The organism is Rhodococcus sp. R1101, assembly GCF_000278445.1.
GTDB classification, from domain to species: Bacteria; Actinomycetota; Actinomycetes; order Mycobacteriales; family Mycobacteriaceae; genus Rhodococcus; species Rhodococcus gordoniae.
This window is the reverse complement of the sequence record NZ_AJVB01000302.1, coordinates 1-4,552: the sequence shown is the minus strand read 5'-3', so window position 1 is coordinate 4,552 and position 4,552 is coordinate 1. Positions and strand designations below refer to the sequence as shown.

The 4,552-nt window shown below is 68.8% G+C and carries 6 protein-coding genes; 4 read left to right on the top strand and 2 right to left on the bottom strand.

Annotation, left to right across the window (positions count from 1 at the left end; translation table 11 throughout):
- The 4 genes from R1101_RS0116470 to R1101_RS0116455 form a co-directional block, all read left to right on the top strand.
- The coding region (locus R1101_RS0116470) for an iron chelate uptake ABC transporter family permease subunit (protein WP_016934479.1) at positions 1-1,036 on the top strand (1,036 nt) is incomplete at its 5' end.
- A complete protein-coding gene (locus tag R1101_RS0116465) occupies positions 1,033-1,845 on the top strand; it encodes an ABC transporter ATP-binding protein (RefSeq protein WP_016934478.1) in 813 nt (270 codons plus the stop codon). The genes R1101_RS0116470 and R1101_RS0116465, both read left to right, overlap by 4 nt.
- A complete protein-coding gene (locus tag R1101_RS0116460) occupies positions 1,838-2,485 on the top strand; it encodes a (2Fe-2S)-binding protein (protein ID WP_016934477.1) in 648 nt (215 codons plus the stop codon). Before R1101_RS0116465 ends, R1101_RS0116460 begins: the two co-directional genes overlap by 8 nt.
- Positions 2,482-3,042 (top strand): DUF7676 family protein, encoded by a 561-nt coding sequence (locus tag R1101_RS0116455; protein WP_016934476.1) that lies wholly within the window; start codon positions 2,482-2,484, stop codon positions 3,040-3,042. The genes R1101_RS0116460 and R1101_RS0116455 overlap by 4 nt, the downstream gene beginning before the upstream one ends.
- An 87-nt stretch (positions 3,043-3,129) precedes the next feature.
- Here the strand turns inward: R1101_RS0116455 and R1101_RS0116450 are convergent, their stop codons facing one another.
- On the bottom strand, positions 3,130-3,960 hold the full coding sequence (locus R1101_RS0116450; protein WP_016934475.1) for an ABC transporter ATP-binding protein: 831 nt from the start codon (positions 3,958-3,960) through the stop codon (positions 3,130-3,132).
- Positions 3,957-4,552, bottom strand: a 596-nt coding sequence (locus R1101_RS0116445; protein WP_016934474.1) for a FecCD family ABC transporter permease, incomplete at its 5' end; no start/stop codon positions are given. The genes R1101_RS0116445 and R1101_RS0116450, both read right to left, overlap by 4 nt.

Here is a 4,552-nt window from a genome sequence, read left to right as displayed (position 1 = left end):
TCGTGTCACGGTCGTGTTCGTGACTCTCGCGGTCGCGGTCGCCGTCGCGACGGTGCTGTCGGTGACCCTGGGGTCGGTGACGGTACCGCTCGACGAGACCGTGCGGGTGTTGGTCGGCGGTTCCGCGACGGATGCACGCTGGGACATGGTGGTTCGCGACCTGCGTCTGCCGCGCACCGTCACCGCGCTCGCGGTCGGCGCCGCCCTGGGCATCGCGGGTCTGCAGATGCAGACGTTGTTCCGCAACGCTCTCGCCGACCCGTTCGTTCTCGGTGCGAGTTCCGGCGCCAGTCTCGGTGTCGCCGTCGTGGTGGTGGCCGGGGGCGGCGGCGCCGGCGGGTTCACCGCCGGGCTGGCCGGCCTCGGCCGTGCCGGCGTGGTGATCGCCGCGGCGCTCGGGGCGGCCGCGGTGCTCCTGCTGATCGTGGTGCTGGCGCGATGGGTGACATCCGCGGTGACGCTGCTGCTGATCGGGGTGATGCTGGGGTCGGCGACCACAGCGGTGGTATCCGTCCTCCTGGTCTACGCGGATCCGCAACGGAGCCAGCAGTTCCTGGTGTGGGGACTGGGCAGTTTCACGGCGACGACCTGGTCCGACCTGAAACTGCTCGTACCCGTGGTACTCGGGGGAATCGCCGTCGCCCTGGTGACGGTGCGTGCCTTGAACGCTCTGCTCCTCGGCGAGGGTTATGCCCGTTCGATGGGCATCGACATCCGCACCGTCCGGTTGACGACGGTGGTCTCGGCAGCATTGCTGGCCGGGGCCACCACGGCCTTCTGCGGCCCCATCGGGTTTCTCGGCCTCATCGTTCCCCATCTGGCGCGCATGGCGTTCGGCACCTCGGACCACCGGGTTCTTCTGCCGGCGGTAGCGCTGCTCGGCGGGGTACTGGCACTGATCTGCGGGATAGTGAGCCAGATGCCGGGCACCGATACCGTCCTCCCCCTCAACGCCGTCACGGCGATCGTGGGCGCGCCCGTGGTCATCGCCGTGCTGATCCGCTCGCGCCGTGGAGCACTGGGGGCGGCGCTGTGACCCCCGGCGTAGAACTGCGTGATCTGGCCGTCGGCTACACCCATCGCCGTGCCTTCCGTGGGAGTACGGTCACGGAGATCGCGGCGAAGGTGAACGCCGTTGCGCGGCGGGGTGAACTGACCGCGCTCGTCGGACCGAACGGCGCGGGCAAATCGACTCTGTTGCGCACACTGTGCGGACTGCAACCCCCGTTGCACGGCCGGGTGTTCGTCGACGGTGAAGACCTTGCGGCGATACGCCCCGCCGATCTCGCGACCCGCATCTCGGTGGTCCTCACCGAACGCATCGACCCGGGCCTGCTGACCGTACGTGAGCTCGTCGCACTCGGCCGGACTCCACATCTGAAGGCAGGTGCCCGCCTGTCTCCCGAGGACCGGGCTGCGGTGGAGTGGGCCCTCGACGCTGTGGGAGCTACTTCCTTGGCATCCCGGCAGTTCGGTGAGCTGTCCGACGGCCAACGCCAGCGGAGTCTCACCGCCCGGGCGCTCGCCCAGGATCCGTCGCTGTTGGTGCTCGACGAGCCCACCTCCTTTCTCGACGTTCCGTCCCGGGTCGAGCTCGTCGACGTGCTGGGACGCCTGGCGCGCGAGCAGAATCTGGCGGTCGTGATGTCCACCCACGAACTCGAACTCGCACTACGGGTGTCCGACCGGATGTGGCTGCTCGACGCAGACCGCACACTGACATGCGGCACCCCCGTTGCCCTGGCCGAATCCGGCCGTATCGGAGCGGCGTTCGATCGCGGACGTATGCGGTTCGATCCTCGCAGGATGGTGTTCGACCTGGAAACGGAGGACAGCCGTGTCTGATGCGATCGGGGTTCTCGAGCGAGTCGCCGCATGGAGCCCGTACTTCCGCGTGAGTACCGGACCTGCCGACGACAGGTGGCGTCCCACCGCAGATCTCGCCGACCCCGCGACCCGCGACGCTCTGGTGACCGATACTGCCGCGCGGATGGGCACCGACGAACCGCGCGTGGCCGCATCGACCCTCTTCTTCGGATACGTCGCACGCGTGTGGTCGGTGGCGATCGGTTCCGTCGTCGACTCCGGACGATGCATCCGGCTCGATCCCGGGCAACTCCTGTGGCGCAACGACGCCGGACTGCACCTGCACATCACCGAACCCGGATTCGGCGACGACATCGTGACGGAAGTCCTCGACCGCCAGATCGAACCCCTCATCCGTGCGTGGCGCGACGTGGTGGCAGGCGGCCTGCTGTGGGGCAACGCGGCATCCGCCCTGATCGGCGCCGGGCGGGTGATCGGTTCGGCTGCACAACCTCTCGTCGGTGCTGCACTGTCCGATCCGCGTCTCGCCGAAGCCCTCGACCCGGCGACCGGCCGACGTCGCAGCTGCTGTCTGTACTACCGCACACCCACCGGCGGGGTGTGCGGCGACTGCGTCTTCCCCACCCCGCCGAAGGACCGCTCGAAGGAGATTCCGTGACAGTCGTTTTCGATCCCGAGATCATCGATACCGAGGACGGCGGGCGCGAACAGCGCTGGCCCCTGCCGACCGACGAGGACAGCCTGCTGCGCCTGATCCGGCTGTTGTTCGAGAACTACTGGAACGACATGTGGTTCGGTCTGCTCATCGAAGGTTCGGCACTGGAGGTCGCGGCCCCCGACGCGCCGAAGAAGATCGGCATGTACGACGGGTACGTCACCGTCGATTTCGGCCGGTGGCATTTCCATCTGTGCATCGGCGAACACACCGCGAGTGGGCCGGAACTCGGCCGGATCCGCCGCTGCGGTCGCGCCGAGCTGTACCGCAGGATCGGCAGGGACGACACCGTCACCTCCTGGGGTCTGCGCATGTTCAACGGCCGGGACGAGCAGATGCTCACGATCATGCTGCCCACCCCGTTCCTCACCAACACCCAGCGACTGACGGAGGAACCGGTCTGGGAGCACCTTGAGGCGTGGGACCGCATCCGCGCGGAGTTTCTGGGATTGGACCCCGATCCGCGCGACCGCACAGGTAGGGGGTTCCGGCACACATGAGAGGCGCGCGTCCGCTCCTGCTGCGGCGGCCTCCAGCTCCCCGCAGGCATCGACCTCGCGGATACATGCCGACCGGAACGCGCCCGGTCACCGGGCGGCCTCGATGTCGCCCGAGCGGTGGGGCAGGACCAACGGAGTGCCTGCGACGGGATCGGTGATCACGGTGGCCTCCACACCGAAGACCTCGCGCACCATCTCGGGAGTGATGACGTCGCTGGGCTGTCCGGCGGTCACCAGCGTCCCCGCTCGCATCGCCACAAGGTGATGGGCGTAGCGACTGGCCATGTTGAGGTCGTGCAACACCAGCACGATGGTGCGTCCGAGGCGGTGGTTGAGGGAAGCGAGCAGGTCGAGCACCTCGATCTGATGGGCCAGGTCGAGAAAGGTCGTGGGCTCGTCGAGCAGCATGATCTCGGGATCCTGGGCCAACGCCAGCGCGATCCACACGCGCTGGCGTTGGCCACCCGACAGTTCGTCGATCGGGCACTCGGCCAGCTGGTCGACGCCGGTCGCCGCCAGTGCGGCAGCCACCGCCCGGTCGTCTTCGGCACTCCACTGACGGAACCACCGTTGATGGGGATGCCGGCCCCGGCCGACGAGATCGGCGACGGTGATGCCGTCCGGGGCGAGGGGCTGCTGCGGCAGCAGACCGAGGGTGCGGGCCAGCGTGCGCGCCGGCATCTCGGTGAGCTCGGTACCGTCCAGAAGGACTCTGCCGTGCTGCGGCGACAGCAGGCGGGCCAGGCCCCGCAACAGCGTCGATTTGCCGCACCCGTTGGGTCCGACGATCGCTGTGATACGGCCGGCGGGCAGGCTCGTGGTCACCTGGTCGACGATCAGTGAGGAGCCGTAGCCCAGGCTGAGCTGCTCGGTCGTCAACGAGACCGACCGGGTCGTGTGTGCCGACTGGGGTGTCATCCGGCGGCTCCGATGCGGTGGGCGCGGGCGAGGAGGTAGAGCAGGACCGGCGCTCCGAGGATCGCCGTGAGGACTCCGACGGGCATCTCCGACGGCGCGAAGATCGAGCGGCCGGCCAGATCGGCGCCGACCACCAGGAGGGCTCCGACGGCGGCAGAGGGCGCAAGGCCGACCTGCCGCTCGGCGAGGATGCGGCGGGTGATCTGCGGCGCCACCAGGGCAACGAATCCGATGGGGCCGGCAGCTGCGGTCGCCATCGCGGCGAGAACTACTGCAATCAGCAGCAACAGCACCTTGCGGCCTCGACCGGCTCCGGTCAGGGTACGGGTGAGGTCGTCGCCGAGCTCGAGCAGCCGCAGGTGCCGCGACCCCACGATCAGGGCCGGGACCGTCACCGCCAGTGCGATGACGATGATGGTCACGTGCAGCCCGCTGCGATCGGCCAGGCTGCCGGTCAGCCAGGCGGCGGCACTCATGGCTCGGTGGATGTCGGAACGGGTGAGCAGATAAGAGACCGCCGAGGAGAGCATCGCTGAGACACCGATCCCGACCAGCACCAGCCGGAAACCGTGCAGACCGCGCCGGTAGGCGA